This is a genomic window from Acinetobacter oleivorans DR1 (assembly GCF_000196795.1).
Taxonomy (GTDB): Bacteria; Pseudomonadota; Gammaproteobacteria; order Pseudomonadales; family Moraxellaceae; genus Acinetobacter; species Acinetobacter oleivorans.
In genome coordinates this window covers 3,207,507-3,227,597 of the sequence record NC_014259.1, presented here as the reverse complement: position 1 = coordinate 3,227,597, position 20,091 = coordinate 3,207,507, and the positions used below count along the sequence as shown (strand labels likewise).

Below are 20,091 nucleotides of genomic sequence, written 5' to 3'. Positions count from 1 at the left end.
GAGTCTATAAATGGTAGATTTTGCCTGTATTTCACTAAATAAAGCATGCCAGAATCGGGCAGATCAAATATAAAAGCGTGTAATATCAAGCAAGGAGGCTTAATACAGGGCACAGGAAAAAACGCTCTTAAACATTCAATATTATAAAACCTTATTTTTATCAAAGATTAAAAAAACTTAATACCTGAAAACAAAGAAGCTTGCATGGCAATTGCATGGATAGGCAGGCGTATATATTGGAGTTATCACGTGAATAAAAGATATTCATTTTTGTTCAGTAGTTTATTAGCAGTCGGTTTATTACAAGGATGTGGAGATGATTCTTCAGATCAGCCCAAGGACGATTCAAATACAACCCTACCCAATTTAATAGTTGATAATGACCCCACCAGTTGTAGCAAACTGGCACAGGACGGTTCAAGCGTGGTGGTCGGTTCAAACCAAAATGGTGACCCAGCAGCGCCTGAGGGTGCATCGGGTTATAGACTCGGTAACACGGTTAAATACGCAGATAAATATATGGTGGTGGCAAACACGCCACTTGCGGTAAAAGCGGGTTGTGATGTTTTAAGAGCAGGCGGTAGTGCAGTCGATGCTGCCGTTGCGGTACAAGCGGTGTTAGGTTTAGTAGAACCTCAATCGAGCACCATTGCTGGTAGTGGTTTTATGATGTATTACGACGCCAAAACCAAAAAAGTCACTGCCTACGATGGCCGTGAAACTGCACCAGCCGCAGCCAATGAATATTATTTAATTCGCCAAGATATATATGACCCAAATTCACCAGCACCTGTACCAAGTGCTCGCCGTAGCGGTCGCTCGATTGGTGTGCCGGGAGTGATGCGTTTGCTTGAACAAGCTCAACAAGAACATGGCAAACTCAAATGGGACCAGCTTTTTGGTGAGGCGATTGGTTTGGCTGATAACGGTTTCCGTATTCCGGGCCGCTTGGCAGATGCAATTGCAAGCAATGCAAACAGCTTAGCGCTTGATGCAAATGCAATGGCAACCTATTTCTACACAGATGGTTCACCTCGTAAAGTGGGCGAGACCATGACCAATAAAGCCTATGCAAAAACCCTAGAAGCCCTTGCCACACAAGGCGCAAATGCATTACACACTGGTCCAATTGCCCAAGCGATTGTGGAAAAAGCTGCACAACCATTTGGCGATGACCCAGCAAAAACTCCAATTACTCCAAGCTTGATGACCTTGCAGGATTTGTCGAACTATCAGGTTAAAAAACGCGACCCGATTTGTACGACGTATCGTGACCGTTACTATGTTTGTACCATGCCGCCTCCATCTTCGGGAGGGATTGCAGTTGCGCAAACACTAGGTATTTTAGAAAACTTTGATATGTCGCTTTACCCACCTAAGAACCCTGAAAATGAGGGTGGTGTGCCAGATGTAATGGGCGTGCATTTAGTGTCTGAGGCAGAGCGTTTGGCCTACGCCGACCGCGATAAATATGTGGCAGATACCGACTTTGTCGCTTTACCAGCGCAGGGTATTGCTAGCTTTATTGATAAAAACTACCTGAAACAACGTGCAGCACTAATTAACCCGAACCAAAGTATGGGCGTTGCACCAGCGGGTAATTTCAACCCAGCTTCGGGAGTCGACACAACTGTTGAACACGGTACAACTCAGTTCACGATTGTAGATGCCTACGGCAATGTGGTTTCAATGACATCGACTGTTGAATCGAGCATGGGTTCATTCCACATGGTAGATGGTTTCTTGCTATCGAACCAGTTAACTGACTTTAGCGCCAACCCGCTAGACAGCACGGGAGCACTGGTTGCCAACCGTGTAGAAGGGGGCAAACGCCCACGCAGTACCATGGCACCAACTTTAGTGTTTAAAGGCACCACGCCAGATGAGTTTTATATGGCAACAGGTTCACCAGGCGGCGGCACGATCATTCAATATGTAGTTAAAACTTTGGTGGGGGCATTGGACTGGAACTTAAACGCTCAGCAGGCGACCTCGCTTGTTAACTTTGGCGCGACCAATAGCAAAAACACCAATGTGGATAGCTCGAATGTACAGCTTTCTTTGCTTGATTTGATTGAAGGCTTAAAAGCAAAAGGGCATGGCGTTGCGAACACTGCGCAAACCAGTGGTATTTCAACGATTATGAAAGTAAATATAAATAATCAAAGTAAATACGCAGGTGGAGTAGACCCACGCCGTGAAGGTATTGTGTTAGGCAATGGTGCTTTATAGACCAAACTTTAAAAAAGCTGTCATTTTGGCAGCTTTTTTATGCGGCCCTTGAAAAAAACAAAAGACACTCAATTATGTAAATATGTTCATCAGTAGCAGACTGTTGATAAAATGCACAGTATTTTATTTTAGTTATGCTATGATGTTCAGACATTCATGGGGATGTTATTGGCTTCGACGCTGGTGATGAAACTCATAGATGCATGCCGAGAGCGCATTTTCTCTCGTAAATCAAATTTGCATATTTTAGTCGCAAACGACGAAACTTACGCTCTAGCTGCCTAAGGGCAGTTTGTCCGCTTCCTAGAATACTTGTGGTTTAGGAACCCGACCGTAGCGCACGCACACAAGTCCGTATAGAGTCAAGCCTCGGGGCTTTATACCAAACTTAGAGGATCGCAACTTGTACCCTGTTCGTCGGGTCACTTGGTGTTAAAACAATAGACGATATCTAAGCATGTAGTATTCTCGAGCGTAATGCTGGCGGACGCGGGTTCAACTCCCGCCATCTCCACCAAATACTTAGATCAAAGTTAATCACATATGATTAGAGTTGATCAAAAAGCCTTAAATCTTAATGATTTAGGGCTTTTTTAATGCCTTGGATTTAATCATTCTTGATTCAGCTTAATCATTGATAATCAAACTTTATCACTATAAGCTGTTATACAATTGTTATACGGTATAACACTATGCTTTCGGATGCCCAAGTAAAGTCATTAAAACCTAAAGAATCTAGATATTCAGTTGCAGATGGGGAAGGGTTAAACATTTCTGTCTTTCCAAACGGGAAAAAGAAATGGGTTCTGTCATACCGTCAAAACGGAAAGCAAAATCAAAAAATGCTTGGTGAATATCCCATTATGGGATGTAAGGAAGCTCGTCTACAAGCAAGACAATTAAAATTAGAATATCAGGGCAAGGTTGCCAATTCTCCACCAGTCCATAAAGTAGTTGAGGAATGGTTGAGTATCATGAAATCTCAGTGGACCAGCAAAAAATACTATGACACAGTCGAATATCGACTTGCATATCTAACCGAAGACTTTAAAAATCTTCCAATTAATGAAGTTGAAAGAAAGCACATATCGAAGAAAATTAAAGAAATTGTTGCAAAAGGTACTTTAGAGACAGCCAGTCGTGCATTAAGACTTGGCAAGCAGGTATTTGATTTTGCAATTGCTTCAGATTATTCAGATCGTAATCCATGTACATTGGTGGAAGATGTAATTCCAGAATATGAATCTGACAGCCATCCTTGTTTACCTGCAAGCGAGATGCCTGAATTTTTTAGACGCATGCATGCAAGCCATTCAAGTTCCATAGTTAAAATGGCGATGCTGCTAGTTTGTTATACAGGAACGCGTATAACAGAATTATTAAAAGCTAGATGGGATTCTGGCGAGCTAGATTTTGAAAATAAGGTTTGGATTATTCCAGCTGATCGCATGAAAAGAAGAAAGGAATTAATGGTTCCATTAGTGCCGCAGATTTATGCACTATTTAAGGAACTCGAAAGCGTAAAAACTGATGATGGTTATATATTTAAAAAACGTGGAAAGCCTTATGAGTATATGACCTCTGAGTCGGTACTTACCATGATTAAAAGAATGGGCTATGAAGATAAAATGGTTACCCATGGTTTTCGTTCACTTTTTTCGACCCATGCAAATGAAAGTAAATTATTCCGTGGTGAGGTGATCGATTATCAGATCGCACATGTGAATAAATCAACCAAGGCCGACAAGACAAGTAAAATTTATAACCGTGCTGAATATTGGGATGAGCGAGTAGAGCTTATGACTTGGTATGCAAATGAGGTTGAAGGATGGATAAAAGGCGCTTATTTAGCGCCTTGAATTGCAGTTTTAATTTTAGCTACGGATTGAGAAGTCCATCCTTTATAAGTTTTGGACTCTCGATCTGGCGGGAAATCCTCCAAATAATATTTTTTAAATGTATTTGGAGCCATACCGAGCTCTTTAGCTAGTTGTCTTAAAGAATACCAAGACATTTAAACCTCCTTACATTCTACGTTTGGCTTAGCCCACCAAAGAACAGGGCCATTTTCTGAATCAAATGCTGCAATTAAAAATAGTCCTTGTTCTGGTGGTTCTGGCTTCCAGTTGGGCCAAACGACTGCATCTTCCGGTATATTTGGTATTTCATCGTAATCTAATAGTTGAGTTTCAATTTCAACTCTAAGATTCACCTGAAGTTGTGCCCACTGTTCTCTTGTATAGGCTTCTGCTCCTTCTTCAATGGTGTCAAACAATTCAATATCTGGATGAAACCAATTGAAAAGGTTTTCAGGTGGTTCTATTGGCTGGATCTGATATTTAAAACCCGTCTCACTAGATCCATAAAATTGTTTTGCTTCATCAAAGCTTTTGGTTACAAGAGGGGCAGATCCTTTCTTGTAGCAATTCACAATTTCATCAAATTTAAAAACACGTTCAGCTGTCTTCAAATCAAAGCATTGATACATTGCTTGGGTGAACCAGCTTTCTACATAAAATAGATTTTTAATATGGTCCTTACGGGTACCGTGCCATTTCTGGACTTTAATAACATCATCGAAAATTTCTAAGAAAAAGTTATTACCTTCCTTCTCATGCATTTTTCTATAACGCTCTACAGCTCTATCTGCTAATTCTTTAGAAGCTGCTGGTGTTTGTTTAAGAGGGCTGTCACCTTCAGGCCGCATTGCAACGGCCCACAATGTTGATTTACTCATTTGCAGCTCCCGATTCGCATGTCTCAATTAAATTTCGAGTTTCTGCATTAAATACATTTAAATACTTATCACCATGTACTAGTGCTAAATGCAGAAACTTAAACAAAAAGAATGCTTGTTCATCTTCAGCTTTTTTATTAATTTCAAAGCCAAGTTTTCTGTAAATCTGAGCTGTACGAATAAATTGAAAACATTGCATTCCTAAAATTTCGTTTATTTCCTTTGTAGCTACTTTTGGGAATAAGACAAAATCCGTAAATTCATGATCATTTTTAAATGTGGCCAATTCAATTAAATTACTTAAGAATTGATTTAGGTCTGAAGGGGATCCTGACTGCTGGAATCGCTCAACCTCATTCTTAATCAATTCAACTTTTTCACGTTGTTTATATGCACGTTCAGTCCAGCTGGTGACAGATTTATATGCATAAGCAAAATCACTTTGTGACTCTTTTAAATCGGCTGTTAGAACTTTAATTTGTTGCTGGAGCTCAGCCACAATTTCTGGATAAACTTCACGTTTGCCATTTGCTGACATTGGACTAATTACATAGTCTTCTTCTAATTTATCCATAATTGGAACGGCACGGTTATAACTGAGGTTAAATGCACGTTGAATATGTGACGTGCTAGCTTTGTTATGATTCCTAACGAAATCTACAACTGATTTATATAATTCCATATCCATTTTTAAGCCCTCAAATATTCTTCTTTAGTCCACTCAACAAACTCTTTATAAAGCTGCTGGGCGGGTCTATTTAACCGGTTGTTGTAGTCGATTGTTATGCGGCGCCAAGCTACAGGAACGGCATAATGTTTCGTTAAAAGCATTGCTTGGTTTACTCCCTGCTGGACTATTACAAAGCCCAGCAAGTGCAAGTAGTTCGTAAAACCAAGTAAGTGCTTGTTATTCACTTTCTTGAACTGATCTTTCATATTAGAAGTTGTCTCCTAACAGATAATCAGGCTCAGCCTCTTGAGGTGCTGTAGATGTAGGATTCTCTAACTCGAAGCGGCGTTTTCTCACATACCCCATAAGCTTCGGTTGAATTTCTAGAGCACGGCTTGCCACATCAATTTCCAGCGCATCCAATGTCGTAAGGTCTGGTGCATTCTGGATCTGAACCATTAGAGATGGCGGTTCAGTCTCTACAGGCTTTTCATCCGCAAGTTCTGTTAAACGCTTATGAGTAGCTTTGAGCAAAGGGTCCATTTGTTTATCAGACCAAGTGCGGGTGTATCGATAAACTGCGTTTACTTCTGCTGGTGTTTTTGACTCTTTTACACGCTGTAGAAGTGTCTCAAGTGTCTTTTGATATTCCGTATCTTCGGTTTCTTCCTTTACATCAGGTTCAGTTATTGGTGTTTTTTCTGAATTATTTGTTGTTGAAGTTTTCACATTTGAAGATTCAATAACACTTTCAGTAAGTGCTTCATCTTCATCAGTTGGCTTATTCAGAAGTTTCAGCATATCTTCAGCAAACTCACCACCACTGACTTTGATAATCGCGCAACAATGAGCAAATGCATTATCAAAACTTGAGTGAACTTGGCCATGCTGGAGCATACGCAATTGTCCTTTTGAACCATTCCACTTAAACTGCTGTACACCTAATTCAACTGTTGGGTTTGGATAAGAGCAAGTAGAACCTTTTTCTGGAGCTTCTTTTAATGGTTCTGGTATTTCAAACTCGCCAATAAAAATCGTTCTAGGCTTAATTTGAAATTCAAATTTATCAAATACATCAAAACCAAAATCATAAGGGTTAAAAGGTTCCCAGCCATTACGTTCTGTATTATTTACTAAAAGTAATTCACCATTAGCCCAAGCAAGTTTTGCTTCGATTTTATTAAGTATTTTCATGCTGTCATCCCCGTTTTAGCCAATGTTTCAATGTCTTGTTTAACTGCTGTTAGTTTTGCTGCTTCAATTTGAGTAAGGGCATCAATGCCTAGATGCTCACAAACTGATTTCACGTCTAAACCACACTCATCAATGAATGCCTGTAATTCATCACGCTGTTCATTTGAAATTCCTTTAAACTCAGGTGGGTTCTTCCATTTCTTCTTCTCTTGATCGAAAGTGCAGTTCATTTCACGAGCACGTAACTGAATTGCATGCCACATAGGTAGGGCATATTTGTGTTCTCTATCGAGAGATTCAGTAAGCTGGTTTAGATCACCGGCGTGATTTGCCTCAGTACAAGATTGTTTAAAGTTACTCAAATCTGCCTGAGCTTTAATTTCAGCAGCTTGTACTGGTGTCAGAGTGTTAATGTGTTCTTTAGCTTGTTTAAGTAGATCAGCTAAGAAAGTAGGGGAGCTGCTTAACTCAGGTACGGGTACTTGACCAGTACAGATTTCGGCACCGCTTGATGTTGTCATTACCGCACCCAATCGACCTGAGTTTTTAGCGTGGTGAGTTGGAGTAGGATTGAAAAGAATAGTACGAATAGTATCGCCATTCTCATCAGTGGCAGAGTGGAGATAGCCCATTACGTCAGCCATGCGGTAAAGTAAATTACGGTTTTTACCGGCTAAATCTGGTCGATATACTTTTAGCTTTTCTTTACCCGCTTCCTCTTCTATAGCATGGGCAATAAACACCACATCTTTACCAAGGCTCTGCCATTTGCGAACCAAAGTCATAAACTTGTTACCAGCTAATCCTTGCGCTTTAAGGGTTAGAGTTTGGTCACGTTGTCTATTATCAGGATTTTTTAACAATTGATCTTTGATAGCATCAAGCATAGCCCCAACGGTATCAGCAACAATTGTTTGATAGTTGTCGTAAAAACTGTCCTTTAAGTTCTCAAGATCTAACCATGTGTCAATGCGTACAATGGTGCCTCTGCGAAGCTCAGGCGCTACACGATGCTGACCTTTGTCAAAGTCAAAAATTACAGGCTTGTTAGCTGTATGAGCGATGGAACTTTTACCAAGACCAGGGTCTGTATATAGGTAACAAATAACGCTTTGAACCAATAGCGTTTGTTCAGGTGTAAAAACTTCAATAGCCATAATATTTTTGCTCCTAGCGACTACCAGTAAAGCCGCGAGTACGTTTATAGTTTTTGCGGTCAGTTGAAGGAATGTGTGAGTCACCTAGATCCTTAGCTAGTTGTTTAGTGCGCTCGAAGCTAATTACTTGGGTAAGTACTTCCCATACTTTTGGATATTCAGTTTTGAACTTCTCGACATCCAAAGGCGTCTTAACTTCTTTGATGATTTTGTACAGCACAGTGCCATTTGCATTTGACGCATAAACTTGCCAGCCGATGCGAACCGAATACAAACCAGTGTTGTCACGGCCTAAGTAGGACTTGTACCCATCTGGGTGATGCTTAACTTTTTGCATGATTAAGCCACTCCCATAGATTCTTGATAGATCCAAATTTTAGGATTGCTATCAAGTTTTGCAGAAAATACCCCTGTGCCTTTGGTGCGAATAATCACGCTAAGATCATAAGCACATTGCTTTTCAGTGATTTGATGGCCTTTAGTGCCCAAGCGTCTCACAACTTGCCATGTATAAGGTCGGTGGCCTTCTTTATTGATCTCGATCACTGTTTCTAAAACGGCTTGTTGGCGTTGAGATAGATTTAGAGTTGAATTAGCCATGATTAAGCCTCCTCGATCCAATGGTTACGATCGATGTAGCCCACCAACAAAATATTTATATTTTTATGGTCATCGCGATTGGTGAAGTCGTTCCAAGGCTTTCCGCTTAGGTCTGTTACTGACTCAATAGCAAGGTTGGTAATTTCAGCAGCTGTAAAGTCAGATCCTGCTACGCCGTAGTTGTCAGGAACGCCTTCATAATCAAAAGTGACCTTTAACTTAAAGCCGTCAATGCGTATTACGCCTTCGCCTGAGTGCTCACCAGTTTTCTTAGCAGCTAAAAGTTCATATTCAGAAGCAACCATTTGCTTGCTTTCATATGAGTAATTTGAAGGGACGCTAGAATTAGCGCTACGGTATTCACAAGAACCAAGGGCTACAAGAACAGCAATAGCTGTAACGCCTGTTACCTTATGCTTGTGTGGAATTGCTTTTGCATTCATAATTGATCTCGCAGTTTGCAAAGCACATCGGAAGGTAGAAGAGTCGATGTGCTTTTTTTGTTGCCTGTGAGAAAAATATACCTGTAAGGTAAAATAAAGTAAATACCTGTGAGGTGAAATTAATTGATTATTTTTTTACTTGCTAGGTGTATTTAATGTAAAGGCCATAAAAAACCCACCAATTGGTGGGCTTAAATAATGGTTTATTAAAATAATTAATGAGCTTTTGGATGCTGCTGTGTGTGTTGGCTAGGAGGCACAATATCGGTAATAGCTGTAATACTTTCGACTTCATCCATATCAAAAGTTAAGCGTTCACCGCCGTTTACAGCTAATAGATTTAAAACATTATTATGAATGCCAATAAATTCTTTAATTGTGCATCTACCATCTTTTAAGCAAACTTGCACAAATTCAGTCGGCGTTAATTCTGCATCTGGGTCACATACTACATACCAGCCATTACGGATAGCAGGGTACATTGAATCTCCAGTTCCTTTAATTGCATATGATCGATCACCAGCAGTGTGAGTCGGAACGTACCCATCGCCAGCGTTTCCATCATACCCCATGTCTGTAAAATAACCGTCCATGCCCATCTTGCTGTATGCCTTAACTGGAACCCATCTTTTTGAAATAACTAATGGTTTTTCGATAACATTTGAGAAAAGTACAGCATCTTCACTGTCAGGAATATTATATTTTTTCTTAAATGCTTCTATGTCGAGTTGCTTAAAACTAGCAGTACCATCTAATTGGTGTGCATTTTCATTTTGAATGTCAGATTGATCAAGGTACCCACGAGGTTTATTAAAAGCTTCTTCTATTTTTAAAGCGGTTTCATCACCAATATTCTTTGTTGGATTCTTTCCAATGTATTGGCTTACCAATCCATAAGACATATCAATCTTTTCGGCGAATTCAGAACGAGTTAGTCCCGATTCCTTCATTAATTTTCTTGTATTACCAAGCCTAATTTCATGAATAGTCTTTAGTTCACTCATTTTTTCAATTCACCTCTAGCGCTGAACTCAAAATACCTAATAGGTAGAAAAAATAAATACCCTAACAGGTTGTATTTTATTTACCTTGTGGGTATATTTATTAAATATATTTACCAGTGAGGTGTATTTATGCTTACTCTTCATAGCTATTGGAGAGGATTAAGTGAGAGTGACCGTATTAAATTCTGCGAGAAGGCAGAAGTCACATATGGATATATGGAAACTCATTTAATCCATGCTCGCAAAAAACCAAGAATGGAAACAATCCAAAAAATGGTTGAAGCAAGTAATCAAAAACTAACTCACAAAAGCCTGTTTGATTTCTTTTTAGGAACATCAAAAACAGCTTAAAAACAAAGTTAGGCAAGTATTAATCGAAAGTTTCAAAAAAGAAATGTGAAGTAAATGAAGGATTTCACAATGCAAGAAATGACTCTAAGCCGAGATGCACAAATAGCACTATGGCAAATGGTAAATAAAACGCCCAATTGCACAGCAAAAGAAATTGCTCAAGCAATAGGTGACTCACATAACACGGTTTGTAATTACGGCAATCAAAACATGCCAGCCTATTTACCGAGCTTAAAAAAGCTTGAAGCTATGATTTTTTTCACACAAAACCCCGCATTGCTAAAGGTTTGGGCTCATGAGCTGGGCTTTGCTTTGGTTCCAGTTGGATGCAGCAGCTCTAAGCATCATGAGTTATCAATTTTTGAAGCAATGATGCAGCACAACATTAAAAACGGAAAAGCAAATCGTGTGGTTTATGAAGCATATGAAGACGGAATTATTACGCCGTTGGAATATGAAGAAATACACCATCTAACGCAAAACCTTATTGAGCTTATCACCGCCGTTGATCAGGCAGCTTTAAAACAAATGAAAAAATGTACAGCGGAATTAGGAAATGAAAAAGCCTGATGGTCGAGATCAGGCTTTTCAATTCAATTACTGGCTAGAGGAATCGAATATGCAAACTAATTTATCAAATCAAACTACTAAAGACAATCTGCAAGAGCAGAAACGTCAGCAAATTATTCAATCTTGGTATGAACCAGCTCTTAGAACTTTAGAAGGATTGCTTGAAGTACGTAAGCAGAATTTGCGAGACCAAAAACGTGATGAAAATAATGCAGCAGTAAAACGTGATGAGTTTATGTATGCACTTTCGGTGCAGCACAGAATGCCAATTTTCCATGCAGGTCAAATCATCTCAAGTTTATATCGGGCTAAACGGATTCGGTATTTAGGTAGTACTTTCATTCAGTTGAATGAAGGCGGTGATGCATGAATACATTTGTTGATATTGCACGCTCATTTAAGACTCAATTTGATTTAAATTTCTCTGAAAAAATCATCGTAGATTTCTTTGCGGGCGGTGGCGGTGCCAGCACAGGTTTAGAGATGGGGCTAAACAGGCCTGTTCATGTAGCTGTTAATCATAACCCTAAAGCTATTTCTATGCATGAGGCTAATCACCCACATGCTAAGCATTATGTGCAAGATGTCTTCGTAGTAGATCCAGTTGAAATATGCGATGGGTATCAAGTGGGATGGTTTCATGCAAGCCCAGACTGTACACATCATTCGCAAGCTGCTGGTGGTCAACCACGTAAAAAAGAAATACGCGACCTTTCATGGGTAGTTCTTAAGTTCGCTGGCAAGGTTAAACCTGACGTTATTAGTTTGGAAAATGTTGAGCAGATACTAAATTGGGGCCCACTTATTGCTAAACGCGACAAGGCCACAGGACGAGTTATTACTTTAGAAAAAATTGAAGTGAACGGTAGAAAGGTACATCGAGTTGCAGAACCTGGTGAACATGTACCAAGAGATAATCAGTTCTTAGTTCCAGATCCAAGAAAGAAAGGAAGAACTTGGAAACACTTTGTTCATAGCCTTGAGCGGCTTGGTTATGTTGTGGAATGGAAAAAGATTATAGCTGCCGACTATAGCGCTCCAACAATTCGCAAACGCTTATTTATGGTTGCTCGTTGTGATGGGCAAGAAATAGTTTGGCCTGAAGCTACGCATGCTAAAAAACCTAAACGTGGTCAAAAAAAATGGCGTGAAGCAGCTGAGTGCATTGATTTTAGTGATTTGGGCAATTCTATTTTTGATCGTCCAAAACCTCTTGTTGATGCGACTTTGAGACGAGTGGCACGAGGTATGAAAAAACTCGTTCTTGATGCCAAAAAGCCTTACATCGTTAAGAATGCAGTGCCATTTATAGGCAGAGATTTTAATACTAGTTTTGGTCATGCAATCGATGAGCCATTGGGTACAACAACTGCTGGATATGGTGGACATAGTTCACTTATCAGTCCAATCATAGCGCCTTTTTTAACAGAGTTTGCAAATGCATCACATCAAAGAAATTGGGGTATTTTCGAGCCTTTAACAACGATCTGCGCGCAAGTTAAGGGCGGTCATCATGGCTTGGTATCTGCTGTTTTCACTCAAGCTTATTATGGTGAAAAAAGTGAAACAGACCACCGAGCTAATTCTTTAAATAGCCCTTTAAATACTATTACTACAGAAAATCGCCACAGTTTAGTAAGTGCGACTTTAAGTAAAGAAAATCTCAATGATGCGCTGCGTGTTGCGGCGTTCTTAATCAATTACTACGGAAACGGCGATGCTCGTGACATTACGGCTCCCATAGACACCCTAACAACTAAAGACCGACTAGCTCTTGTAACTGTATGGGTTAAAGGCGAACCATGGGTAATTGTTGATATAAAAATGCGCATGCTTTACCCACGTGAATTGTACATAGCCCAAGGCTTTCCACAATCTTACATCATCGATCGTGGTCATGACGGCAAGCCCTTAACTAAAACAGAACAAGTCCATATGTGTGGCAACAGTGTTTCACCAGAGCCTATGGCTGCTATTGCCAGAGCAAATAATCCATTTATTACGAAACTAATGAAGGGGGCCGCATGAGCTTAGATGCCACTGTGTGGGCGTGGAGAGTAGAACTCCCCCAAATTAAAGGAGGTAGTAAGAAGCCAATGAAGCGCTTAGTACTACTTTCATTAGCGGATAGAGCTGGTGAAGACCATTGCTGCTATCCAAGTGTCTCACGACTATCTAAAGATACGGGTATGGACCGTAAAACGATTTTTAAAGTGATAGCAGAGTTAATCGAAGACGGTTTAATTGAGGATTCTGGCAAGCGTGAAGGGTCTACCAAACAGGTAATTGTTTATCGCTTAATCGGTGTTAAAGGCAGAGAAGAAACTGGCGAAATTAAAAGCAAACAGTACCAAAAACGGAACTCTTTAAAAGAGAGTGATAACAGTACCAAAAACGGAACAGTTCCAAAAAAGGAACAGTACCAATTTTCCGGGCAAAGAGTACCGTTTTTCCGTGGAAACAGTACCAAAAACGGTACACAGAATCTATCAATGAATCTTTCAATAGAATCTAAAAATAAAAAATCATGGCTTTGCTTTAAAAAACTTCGTGAAGAAATTTTACTTTCTGACAAGTCTGTAGATTTTGATCAACTCGTAATGGAGTCATGGTACCACCGAGAACTTAGAGCATTTGAACTCAACAATGCGTCAAAGAATCTTTGTGATGATCTTTTGATTTTCCATTTTGCTGATTGGTTACTGAATGCAAGAGCTAAATACGAACGCCGTCAAAATTCATCACAACCGGCTAAATCATTTTCTGGTGAACAAAAAAATTCAACTGGTTTAAGTCAAAAGCAGATTGCTGTCTTCGCTGACAAGCTTTCTAAACATCCTGAGTTTTCTAGCAAGTATGCCGAAGGTAACGAAAGCTATGAACAACTTGCAGCACGGATCGCAGTAAAACTCGCAGATCCTGCACAACAACAAAAATGGATGCCTTACCTCATTCAAGTTGGATTTCAACAAGGCAAAGGAGCAGCAGCATGAATAAATTCGAGATTTTGGGATGGGGTTTACTAATTTCGTTTGTAACAGCAGCGCTATGCGGTGCAGTGGCTTTGTGGTGGTTGGCGCGTAAGGAAGTAGATGAGGTGAAACAATGATTAAGGCAGAAGTTATTGTGGATGGCGACTGGTTAAAAATTGGCAATCGCAGTATTCGAATGAACCAATATCTTGACTGGGTTGTTCTGTTAGATGGGGTAGCAGAAAAACAATTTCGCTTACTTGAAGACGCTATAAAACATTGTTTGGAGCAAAAATATGATTGGTCTGTAATTCCTGCACACGTCAACTTTATGGCAACAGATGAGGATGGGATGGCATGTGGTTGGTTGGTTGAACCTCATATTGTTGGTAATGCATGGCGAAACCAATCTCATCTTTCAGCGTTTTTTAACTTAACAAAACGCCAAAACCCCTTCAGAGGTGATTGGAAAGACTCACTTGAGAAACGTCCTGATTACTTAGAGCCAGTGCTTAAGGGTGGTGCTTGATGTCATCAATGAGCCTTGCCGATTACAAACGTCTTTATGCAAAACCACGTAGCAAACCTAAGCGCCGTGTTTCAGTAAAAAAAGAACGAGTTGTAAGTGAAGGCGAGGCAACGCTTGTACAACATTTAAAAACACACAAGATCAGTTTTGAGCAGGAATACAAATTCCATCCAACACGTAAATGGAGAGCAGATTTTTTAATAACGGGTACAAAGATTTTGATTGAGGTAGAAGGCGGGGTCTGGAGCGGAGGTCGCCATACAAGAGGGAAAGGGTACATCGGGGATATGGAGAAATATAACTCTGCGTCAATGATGGGTTTTACAGTTTTACGGTTTTGCACAGAACAAGTTATGTCTGGAATAGCAATACAGCAAATTGAAATATTAATGAAGGGTAAATAGGAAGGCGATTATGTTAGTTGAAAAGTTTGATTTTATTGAGTTACTTCGCCTTGCTATTGCTCAAGGCAAAGCTGAAGGTAAGAAAATTTCTAAAGATGTTGTTTTAGGTGAATTAGCACTTTTATCACCAGCTGCAAAACTTTGGGCAACGGTTTTAGTTGAAAAGGTAGATTTTGAACGAATTGCAATTATTACCCCAGCCCAAAAACAAACAGAAACTTTTTATAGTAAGTATAATTTTAACTTTGAAACCGAGCGCCGTATTGAAGATATACCCGGTAAGGTTGAGTTCCTTCGCGGAGAGATTAAATCTGGTAATTTTTTCCGAGCGCGAAATAAATTAGCGGTAAAAATTCATGAAGAAATGGTAGAGAAAAAATTTACACCTACTAATGCTCAAGGTGATCTTACTAATCTGGCAAAAGGTATGGCTGAGATTATTTTGCGTGGCCATGTTTTTGTTAAGGCTATGTGTGGAGCATGCCAAGGAATAGGAAAACTTGAAACTTTTAATTCAAAGGGTTTTCCTGATGGGGCAAGGTTTTGTGAAAAATGTAATGGTTCTGGTAAGCGACCATATACGTTAAATGAAAAAATGAAAATTGCAGGTATTGTTGCCACCAAGACTGCATATATAAAAAGCTATCAGAAGTTTGAGTTATTTGGAGAATCTATTGTTGCAGAATGGGAAAATGAAATTAGATCGCGTATTTCACGCTCGTTTTGTTTTGAACTTCCTGATACACAAGTAACTTTTGCTTGACAGTTGGGTATACACTTAAGTATAAAGATTTCTAAAATGGGCGAAATGTAAAGTAATCGCCAGAAAGATTTTAAAAGCTCGCCAAAGGTGGGCTTTTTTATTGGCCAAAGAAAAACTCGGTTCCTAACGGATACCGAGTTTTTTTATATCGCAAGACTGGGAACGACATACTGCGGGAACAGTATGCCGATCTCTCGACAGACATAGACTGTCAAAAGCAAGCCCAGCTATCGTGCACACGATCGGTGAAGGCTACCAAAAATGTAAGCTTTTGCACAGGAAATTTTTTATGAAATCAAAACCAATAATTCCATGGCAGGGTGGTAAAAGCCGTTTAGCTAAGGATTTGTTGAGTCGATTCCCTGAACATTCATGTTATGTGGAATTATTTTGCGGTGGTGCTGCATTGTTCTTTTTAAGAGAAGATCCGGCAAAGACAGAGGTTATAAACGATTTAAATGGTGAGTTGGTAAATCTCTATCGAGTTGTTCAGAACCATCTTGAGGAATTTGTACGGCAATTTAAATGGTGTATTTCGAGCCGCCAAATATTTGAATGGGAAAATTTAAAAGTACCAGACACATTAACTGATATACAAAGAGCTGCAAGATTTTATTATCTTCAGCAGCATGCTTTTGGTGGTAGAGTTTCTGGTCAAAGTTTTGGATATGGTACAACAGGACGTTCATTTAACCTTTTAAGGATTGAAGAATTTTTAAGTTCTGCCCATTTGCGTTTAAATGGCGTTTATATTGAGAATCAATCTTGGGATAAGTGCTTTGATCGGTATGACAGGGAACACACTTTCTTTTATGCGGATCCACCTTACCTTGATACTGCTGGATATGGTGTGGATTTTTCGATTGATCAATATGAGCTGCTTTCTGAGAAGATGAATAATTGCAAAGGGAAGGTGATGCTGTCAATTAATGACCATGAAAAGATTCGTGAGATCTTTAAGGGTTTTAATTTTGCAGTTACTTCAATTAATTACTCTGTTTGTCGTGACGTGGCAGCAAAGAGTAAAAAAAGCAATGAACTAATAATTATGAATTATTAGTTTTGTTTTGCCATGATTATTGTGGCGCAAATGGCCCCGCTAAATATCGATTATTGGCGGGGCTTTTTCTTTTTGGAGCATGTATGACTGAATTTCAAAAAATCACTTATGAGATTGGACAGCTTCAAATAGAGCTTAATCATTTGGGAAGCTGTACAACGAAAGGATTATCTCAAGAACAGATCGCTCAAATAGATGAGCGATTTTTTTTGACCTTAGCAAAGCAAAACAAATTAATTGCTCGCCTAAACAATAAGCCTGAGGGCTTCTTTTAAGGAGCTTAGGGCATGGATGGGAAAGATTATTTTTGGCTTACAAGAAAAAAAGAACCTAAAACCAAACCTAAGAGTAGACCACTTCCTAAAGCTACCCAAAAGTACTTAGAGGCAGAGGAAGAATTTACTGAAACTTTAGATAATCTGGAAATTAAATATGAAAAGAAATTCCAGTTTAAATCTACAAAGCATTGGCGTTTTGATTTTCATTTAATCGAACATCGAATTTTAGTGGAAATTGCTGGCGGCCCTTGGTCGGGTGGACGTAAGGGTAAGCTTAAAAACAAAGCTTGGAGTCTTGATCGTTACGATGTGGCTGAAGAGATGGGATACACAGTAATTCGCATAGAGACGGCTTCTAGATGTCGCATTGATGAGTCTGGGCCTTTGCAGTTGCGGACTGAATACGCTAGTCAGTGGCTAAAAAATTTAAAGAGGCAAATATTTAATGGATCAGATCAGACCATTTCCTCCAACTGATTTTATAGACCAAGCAGATGAAGAGGAAGCGATACGCATAGTACCTGCGCCGGATTTAAAAAACTGGGTAGTTGCTAATTTTCTTACGCTTGGTGGACCTTTACATAATCCAGATCATGACCATATTGCTGAGCTCATTCATGACAATGAGAAGTTCTTAGCTTTTGCATGGGCATCAACTGCTTATACAAAAGCTAAGCGCATGGTGCTCGGCCAATGTGAAAAGGTTATGTTTCAACAAGGCGGCTGGAAGAAAGCCCGTCAAGAGCAGCAAATGCGTGATTGGTTCGGTTTCGTTCCAATTTACTTAATCACAATCGATGCAAGCTTTTGTGAAAAGGCAAACGATAGCGAGTTTTGTGCATTGCTTGAACATGAGCTATATCACATTGGTGTAGAGCGAGACTCGGACGGTGAGATTATTTACAGTGATCATACTGGCCTACCTAAGCACTATTTAGCTGGGCATGATGTGGAAGAGTTTATCGGTGTTGTGAAGCGCTGGGGCGCAAATGAAAAGGTTAAGCGATTAATTGAAGTCGCTAAAAACCCGCCGTTTGTTTCTGATTTAGATATTTCTAAATGCTGTGGAAACTGTGTAATTACCTGAGCCTTGAGGCTCTTTTTTTTGGCTATTTAGGTTGACGTAGGTTGACAGGATTGAGGATATGGCGGCTCTAAAAAAGGAGGTAAAACTCTTTATAGTTCGCTCACTTGCCGTATTTAATACACCCACAGAAACTGCTGAGCTCGTCAACCAAGAATACGGGATAAAAGTTACTAAACAGCAGTGTGAGAAATACGACCCAACTAAACGGGCAGGTGAGAACCTAAGCGAAGAGTTAAGAAAAGATTTTGAAAAGACTCGCGAAATGTTTTTGGGTAAGCCTGAGGCAATCCCAATTGCAAACTTAGCGGTGCGTTTACAGCGTTATGAAAGCCAATATCAAAAGCACAGTAGAAACCGTGTAGCAGCTCTAAGCATTCTTAAACAAGCTGCTGAGGACATGGGCGGCAAGTACACGAATAAAACTGAAATTACAGGCGCTGGCGGTGGTCCATTACAAAGCGAAAATATTACCTATGTGACTGCTACCGATGAGCAGGTAAGGCAGGCGATAGATGAACTCGAGAACGAATATTGATCCTGTTAAAACCAAAGCTAAGCGGATTAAGTGTGAGAAAGAACATTTATTTTTCACCCGTGCCTTTTTCTTGCCACGTATGGGCTTTAAGTTTTCGGTCAATTGGCATCATGAATATATTGCCGACAAGATTGACGAGGTAATTGCTGGAAAGGTTAAGAACCTAGTTATTAACGTTCCACCGGGTAGTGGTAAAACTGAATTACTTACAAACCTTATTTCTCGTGGGGTAGCGCGTAATCCTCGTTCACGCTTTTTGTATTTGTCTTTCTCACAGTCACTTGTTGAGGATGTATCAGCTACAGCAAGAAACATTGTTAAGTCAGAAGACTTTCAGAGTTTATGGCCTGTAAAGATCTCTACCAGTACGGACGCTAAATCTAGTTGGAAAACTACAGTCGATGGATATGATGCTGGACATGTTTATTCTGCCTCTATGGGCGGGCAGGTCACAGGTCGCCGTGCCGGTACATTAGCCAATGAAGGTTTTACCGGAGCAATCATTCTTGATGACCCATTAAAGCCTGAGGATGCATTTAGCCAGACAGCAAGACGCAAAGCTAACCGTAAGATTCTAAACACGGTCAACTCACGTAAAGCTAAATCTGATACCCCCATTATTCTGATAATGCAGCGTTTGCACGTTGAGGATCCAACTAACTTTGTGATGACCGGCAATGTGCCTGGTGTATGGGAACAGATCAGTATTCCCGCGCTTATCGATGATGAGTACATCAGTAAGTTGCCTGAAAAAATACAGAGCAAAATTCCACGTAATGTTGAGCGAGATGCGAAAGGCCGTCAAAGCTATTGGCCATTAAAAGAATCGTTACTTTCATTGCTGCAGTTGGAGAAAGGCGGCGAAGATAAAGACGGCGCCACAGTGTCACGCTATACATTTGCAAGCCAATACATGCAAAACCCTAAAAAGCTAGGTGGCGATCTTGTTAAGGCGGAATGGTTCCCACGTTATCTAGATCTACCAGTTCTTAAGTGGCGGGCGATTTGGGCAGATACGGCGCAAAAGACAAAAGAGCATAACGATTATTCTGTGTTTATATGTGCTGGTCTTGGATATGACAATAATCTTTACATCATTGACGTGAAGCGCGGCAAATGGGAAGCACCAGAGCTTTTAAAAGAGGCTAAAGCTTTTATTAATAAGCATAAGGATGGCAATACTAAGATCGGCAAACTTCGCTATATGGCCGTAGAAGATAAGGCGAGTGGTACCGGATTAATTCAATCCATATCTAAGCAGACCACTTTACCAATACGAGCGATTCAGCGAAGTACAGACAAACTTACACGAACTATGGATGTGGTGTTCTACGTTGAAGAGCGCCGTGTCTGGCTGCCATCAGAAGCACCATGGCTTTTGAACTACATTGAAGAAATTGAAGGGCTCACCGCCGATTGGACACATGACCATGACGACCAATGGGACCCAACCATTGATGCAATTAACGATTCATTAGCAAGCAAGCCAACTGTATTTGATTAGA

27 protein-coding genes and 1 other RNA gene are annotated in these 20,091 nt (G+C 40.0%); 18 read left to right on the top strand and 10 right to left on the bottom strand.

The window, feature by feature from the left end:
- Window positions 1–249: 249 nt before the first annotated feature.
- The 3 genes from ggt (at window position 250) to AOLE_RS15125 (ending at window position 4,091) form a co-directional block, all read left to right on the top strand.
- Complete coding sequence (gene ggt / locus AOLE_RS15130) at window positions 250–2,232, top strand: gamma-glutamyltransferase (protein WP_013198747.1); 1,983 nt, start codon at window positions 250–252, stop codon at window positions 2,230–2,232.
- Window positions 2,233–2,390: 158 nt separating this feature from the next.
- Window positions 2,391–2,749: a transfer-messenger RNA gene (ssrA, locus tag AOLE_RS20060) on the top strand.
- Between the two features lie 175 nt (window positions 2,750–2,924).
- Window positions 2,925–4,091, top strand: coding sequence for a tyrosine-type recombinase/integrase (locus tag AOLE_RS15125; RefSeq protein ID WP_013198746.1), 1,167 nt, complete (start codon window positions 2,925–2,927; stop codon window positions 4,089–4,091).
- Here the strand turns inward: AOLE_RS15125 and AOLE_RS20520 are convergent.
- The 10 genes from AOLE_RS20520 to AOLE_RS15080 form a co-directional block, all read right to left on the bottom strand.
- Window positions 4,076–4,246 carry a GntR family transcriptional regulator gene (locus AOLE_RS20520; protein ID WP_013198745.1) on the bottom strand — a complete coding sequence of 57 codons (171 nt, stop codon included), beginning with the start codon at window positions 4,244–4,246 and terminating at the stop codon, window positions 4,076–4,078. The two genes, AOLE_RS15125 and AOLE_RS20520, sit on opposite strands and share 16 nt — an antisense overlap.
- Complete coding sequence (locus AOLE_RS15120) at window positions 4,247–4,969, bottom strand: hypothetical protein (protein ID WP_013198744.1); 723 nt, start codon at window positions 4,967–4,969, stop codon at window positions 4,247–4,249.
- Window positions 4,962–5,657, bottom strand: coding sequence for a DNA translocase FtsK (locus tag AOLE_RS20780; RefSeq protein WP_013198743.1), 696 nt, complete (start codon window positions 5,655–5,657; stop codon window positions 4,962–4,964). The genes AOLE_RS15120 and AOLE_RS20780 overlap by 8 nt, the downstream gene beginning before the upstream one ends.
- Before the next feature lie 2 nt (window positions 5,658–5,659).
- Window positions 5,660–5,905 (bottom strand): hypothetical protein, encoded by a 246-nt coding sequence (locus AOLE_RS15110; RefSeq protein WP_013198742.1) that lies wholly within the window; start codon window positions 5,903–5,905, stop codon window positions 5,660–5,662.
- A 1-nt stretch (window position 5,906) separates the two neighbouring features.
- Window positions 5,907–6,833, bottom strand: a complete 927-nt coding sequence (locus AOLE_RS15105; RefSeq protein ID WP_013198741.1) for a hypothetical protein — start codon at window positions 6,831–6,833, stop codon at window positions 5,907–5,909.
- Window positions 6,830–7,990, bottom strand: a complete 1,161-nt coding sequence (locus tag AOLE_RS15100; protein ID WP_013198740.1) for an ATP-binding protein — start codon at window positions 7,988–7,990, stop codon at window positions 6,830–6,832. Before AOLE_RS15100 ends, AOLE_RS15105 begins: the two co-directional genes overlap by 4 nt.
- A gap of 13 nt (window positions 7,991–8,003) precedes the next feature.
- On the bottom strand, window positions 8,004–8,327 hold the full coding sequence (locus AOLE_RS15095; RefSeq protein WP_013198739.1) for a hypothetical protein: 324 nt from the start codon (window positions 8,325–8,327) through the stop codon (window positions 8,004–8,006).
- A 2-nt stretch (window positions 8,328–8,329) separates the two neighbouring features.
- Window positions 8,330–8,590 (bottom strand): hypothetical protein, encoded by a 261-nt coding sequence (locus tag AOLE_RS15090; RefSeq protein ID WP_013198738.1) that lies wholly within the window; start codon window positions 8,588–8,590, stop codon window positions 8,330–8,332.
- Window positions 8,591–8,592: 2 nt separating this feature from the next.
- Window positions 8,593–9,033 carry a hypothetical protein gene (locus tag AOLE_RS15085; RefSeq protein ID WP_013198737.1) on the bottom strand — a complete coding sequence of 147 codons (441 nt, stop codon included), beginning with the start codon at window positions 9,031–9,033 and terminating at the stop codon, window positions 8,593–8,595.
- A 215-nt stretch (window positions 9,034–9,248) separates the two neighbouring features.
- Window positions 9,249–10,037 carry a LexA family transcriptional regulator gene (locus tag AOLE_RS15080; protein ID WP_013198736.1) on the bottom strand — a complete coding sequence of 263 codons (789 nt, stop codon included), beginning with the start codon at window positions 10,035–10,037 and terminating at the stop codon, window positions 9,249–9,251.
- A 129-nt stretch (window positions 10,038–10,166) separates the two neighbouring features.
- On the opposite strand from AOLE_RS15080, the gene AOLE_RS15075 reads away from it, so the two are divergent.
- The 15 genes from AOLE_RS15075 (at window position 10,167) to terL (ending at window position 20,090) form a co-directional block, all read left to right on the top strand.
- Window positions 10,167–10,388: a hypothetical protein gene (locus tag AOLE_RS15075; protein WP_013198735.1), complete on the top strand. Its 222-nt coding sequence runs from the start codon at window positions 10,167–10,169 to the stop codon at window positions 10,386–10,388.
- Between the two features lie 69 nt (window positions 10,389–10,457).
- On the top strand, window positions 10,458–10,958 hold the full coding sequence (locus AOLE_RS15070; RefSeq protein ID WP_013198734.1) for a phage regulatory CII family protein: 501 nt from the start codon (window positions 10,458–10,460) through the stop codon (window positions 10,956–10,958).
- Between the two features lie 49 nt (window positions 10,959–11,007).
- Complete coding sequence (locus tag AOLE_RS15065; RefSeq protein WP_035331624.1) at window positions 11,008–11,328, top strand: hypothetical protein; 321 nt, start codon at window positions 11,008–11,010, stop codon at window positions 11,326–11,328.
- A complete protein-coding gene (locus tag AOLE_RS15060; RefSeq protein ID WP_013198732.1) occupies window positions 11,325–12,986 on the top strand; it encodes a DNA cytosine methyltransferase in 1,662 nt (553 codons plus the stop codon). Before AOLE_RS15065 ends, AOLE_RS15060 begins: the two co-directional genes overlap by 4 nt.
- Window positions 12,983–13,951, top strand: a complete 969-nt coding sequence (locus tag AOLE_RS15055; RefSeq protein WP_013198731.1) for a helix-turn-helix domain-containing protein — start codon at window positions 12,983–12,985, stop codon at window positions 13,949–13,951. The genes AOLE_RS15060 and AOLE_RS15055 overlap by 4 nt, the downstream gene beginning before the upstream one ends.
- Window positions 13,948–14,067 (top strand): putative phage replication protein, encoded by a 120-nt coding sequence (locus AOLE_RS20310; protein ID WP_013198730.1) that lies wholly within the window; start codon window positions 13,948–13,950, stop codon window positions 14,065–14,067. The genes AOLE_RS15055 and AOLE_RS20310 overlap by 4 nt, the downstream gene beginning before the upstream one ends.
- On the top strand, window positions 14,064–14,459 hold the full coding sequence (locus tag AOLE_RS15045; protein ID WP_013198729.1) for a hypothetical protein: 396 nt from the start codon (window positions 14,064–14,066) through the stop codon (window positions 14,457–14,459). Before AOLE_RS20310 ends, AOLE_RS15045 begins: the two co-directional genes overlap by 4 nt.
- Window positions 14,459–14,863, top strand: coding sequence for a DUF559 domain-containing protein (locus AOLE_RS15040; protein ID WP_013198728.1), 405 nt, complete (start codon window positions 14,459–14,461; stop codon window positions 14,861–14,863). The genes AOLE_RS15045 and AOLE_RS15040 overlap by 1 nt, the downstream gene beginning before the upstream one ends.
- Window positions 14,864–14,873: 10 nt before the next feature.
- Window positions 14,874–15,626 (top strand): hypothetical protein, encoded by a 753-nt coding sequence (locus AOLE_RS15035; protein ID WP_013198727.1) that lies wholly within the window; start codon window positions 14,874–14,876, stop codon window positions 15,624–15,626.
- A 289-nt stretch (window positions 15,627–15,915) separates the two neighbouring features.
- Window positions 15,916–16,686: a DNA adenine methylase gene (locus AOLE_RS15030; protein WP_013198726.1), complete on the top strand. Its 771-nt coding sequence runs from the start codon at window positions 15,916–15,918 to the stop codon at window positions 16,684–16,686.
- An 83-nt stretch (window positions 16,687–16,769) separates the two neighbouring features.
- Entirely contained in the window at window positions 16,770–16,961 is a 192-nt protein-coding gene (locus AOLE_RS15025) for a hypothetical protein (protein WP_013198725.1), read from the top strand.
- A 12-nt stretch (window positions 16,962–16,973) separates the two neighbouring features.
- Entirely contained in the window at window positions 16,974–17,441 is a 468-nt protein-coding gene (locus AOLE_RS15020) for a hypothetical protein (RefSeq protein WP_013198724.1), read from the top strand.
- Window positions 17,410–18,051 carry a putative metallopeptidase gene (locus AOLE_RS15015; RefSeq protein WP_013198723.1) on the top strand — a complete coding sequence of 214 codons (642 nt, stop codon included), beginning with the start codon at window positions 17,410–17,412 and terminating at the stop codon, window positions 18,049–18,051. Before AOLE_RS15020 ends, AOLE_RS15015 begins: the two co-directional genes overlap by 32 nt.
- 58 nt (window positions 18,052–18,109) lie before the next feature.
- Complete coding sequence (locus tag AOLE_RS15010) at window positions 18,110–18,586, top strand: DUF2280 domain-containing protein (RefSeq protein ID WP_005068136.1); 477 nt, start codon at window positions 18,110–18,112, stop codon at window positions 18,584–18,586.
- Window positions 18,564–20,090 (top strand): phage terminase large subunit, encoded by a 1,527-nt coding sequence (gene terL, locus AOLE_RS15005; protein ID WP_013198722.1) that lies wholly within the window; start codon window positions 18,564–18,566, stop codon window positions 20,088–20,090. The genes AOLE_RS15010 and terL overlap by 23 nt, the downstream gene beginning before the upstream one ends.
- Window position 20,091 lies beyond the last annotated feature (1 nt).